This is a genomic window from Legionella sp. (genome assembly GCF_049790535.1).
Taxonomy (GTDB): Bacteria; Pseudomonadota; Gammaproteobacteria; order Legionellales; family Legionellaceae; genus Legionella.
Genome location: NZ_JBAQZB010000056.1, coordinates 1 through 2,404 on the forward strand (window position 1 = coordinate 1; position 2,404 = coordinate 2,404).

The following is a 2,404-nucleotide window of genomic DNA, read 5'->3' on the forward strand; positions in this document are numbered from 1 at the left end:
AATAAAGACAACATATTCACTTGACAGGTGGTGTGCGCATAAATCCACGCCTTAATTCGCGTATCCTTCGGTTTATTCGGATGAAAATACTGAAACAATTGCTGCGGTGGCGAATTGGACTCAATGCTCCAGAAACACACCTCATTTGGATTCACTCCTTGGTAGATTATCTGCAATAAATCTTCAGGAGTGGGCACTCTTCGCTTTTGTTCCACTTCATTAATCGTTCCAGCCTTATACAGATAAGGATATAAACTGCTGCGTGCAGAAGTACATGCAGGAATACGTGTCGCAGCGCGTTCAATCCGCGCAACGCCCAATTTATGTTCTTGTTCTTTTTGGTCTTTGAGTGCTTTTTGTTCTTTGCTTGCACATAAAGCAATCTCATCGTCATAAGACATTTTATTCGTTTGCAATACCGCTTTTAACTCCGTAATTTCTGCATGAAGCGCTGTGGCAAGTTTTTGCATTACTAAAGAAACCACCTTGAGTGGGGATGGTTCGTCCGGCTGCAAGCGGGTTCTAGGAAGAATTTCTGTCTGAAATTTCGGAAACTGGATTAACGCATCACTCTTTTCCCAAACCGCAGCCCAATGAATGTGTTCATATTCGCGCATCAGAGTCTCTGGTTTTTCTCTTAGAGTCGTGTGTCCCTTAAGGATGTTCAGTACCTCATCCAAGCTCCGTGTACTCAAACAACAGGGTGAAACCAGGATTTCTTGAAGCAAATGAATTGAGTTATGCTTTTTTCTTTTTGTTGTAAGCCACGCCAAAAGCCCATCAGGATCGTCGCTCGGAATGGGGTTGTCTTGCTGTATCTGCTGGAGAAACTCGATCATTTGTTCGCACTTGTCGATTTGCCAATCGCGTAAAATGCTCGCCATTTGGTACGCCTTAAGTTCTACTTCAACCTGCTTGATGGGCTGTTTTGAAACGGGTTTACGTAAAAACAGTTCAGCAAACCGTAATTTTTCATCCTCACCAAAATTGGTTTCATTCATCGCATGGAGAAAAATACGCTGTCCACATTCCAGTTGGTCCTCTTTACTCAGTAGAGGAAACCAATTCGGATCGTTTTCCCAAGGCTCTGGTTGCCCCTTTAGGTAGTGTTCTTTAAATTCTTTATGGCTCTGGACGATTTCGGTACAAATAGTAGCGAGTTCTGTTGGCAGGATTGTTTCTAGCGACGTAAACCCGTTGATACACTGAGGAATGCTTTCGCGTATTGCTTCTGCATTAGCGTTTGTCGGTAAAGTCGCATAAAACTCTTGAAACTTCGCATTAATTTCTTGTTTTAATTGGTCTATGTCCGCAACAAATTGTTTCATTTCGTTTAACGAACTATTATAACGCGCTATGGCATTAACGCCACCAAGTGAGTTCGCACGATACAAGCATTGCCGCGGCGGCGGTGTCAGCGTTAATAAAAATTGATTACTGTGTCGGTTCGCAGAGTGTAAATGACTCATGAACTCGGTTAATTTAGAGGATAAATGATGAGGATTAGTGAGGAAATTAGGAAGCTCTTCGGTGACGTGCTTAATTTTTAATAAATAAGTTTTTGCATTTTCTAAATGATTAACACACCCAGTTAACTGAGTTAAATACGTTTCCGCATCCGTTTTAATCGTTTTAATCGTGTTAATGTCTGCAGCATCATACGCTATTTTTTCTTGCTCTTTCTTTTTCGGATTCAGAACATGCACTACGTCATGGCCAGTTTCATACCCCACACGCAATAAATGCAGAATCTCAAGAAACTCTTTTACTACGATCAACAATTCTATCATCGGTTGATTCTCCTTATGAGTAATTTATTCTTATTCCCAGCTACCAGGTCACAAAAGGCATCCATAACACCGCTTAATGATGCAGTCAAAAATCACTCGTTCTGACTACATGGAATATACCCTGTCCTGAAAAAAAACATAATGAAGTCTTTTTTTTGATAAATCAAGTTAAATATGTATGATTTATATGGGAAAATTAATATTTTTTTATAAATCAAATAGTTATATGGTGGAGGCGAAAATCGAACCGCTATCACTTCTTTTAACTTGTTCATGAACTACAATCTAAGACCATGAAAAATCCCATCCAATTTCAAATTATCCAAATTCGAATACTCAGCTGGTTATATTAAATTCCAACTTAGTGGGGGGATGGTTCATTACATTAAAACCCGACATTCTGCTATTGAGTCAGTTGCTCCTCTATTATTTGAAAATCAATCTAAGAATGCCGCATAGCTGTGTCTATTAAAGTGGGACAAGCTCAGACCGCATGTATGAAGTCTACCAAAAACGGTGGAGAATTGAAGAGTATCATAAGTCGATTAAGCAAAATGCAAGCTTATCCAAATCACCAACTAAGACCATCAGAACCCAATGCAATCATTTATTTG

Annotated in this window: 1 protein-coding gene and 1 pseudogene; one reads left to right on the plus strand and one right to left on the minus strand. The window is 39.7% G+C overall.

Going from position 1 to position 2,404, the window contains the following annotated elements:
- Positions 1–1,790, minus strand: a 1,790-nt coding sequence (locus WA877_RS03065; RefSeq protein WP_425169464.1) for a hypothetical protein, incomplete at its 3' end; no start/stop codon positions are given.
- 478 nt (positions 1,791–2,268) lie between these two features.
- Between WA877_RS03065 and WA877_RS03070 the strand changes: the two are divergent.
- Positions 2,269–2,404 (plus strand): annotated as a pseudogene (locus WA877_RS03070) (IS701 family transposase); the annotation flags it as partial.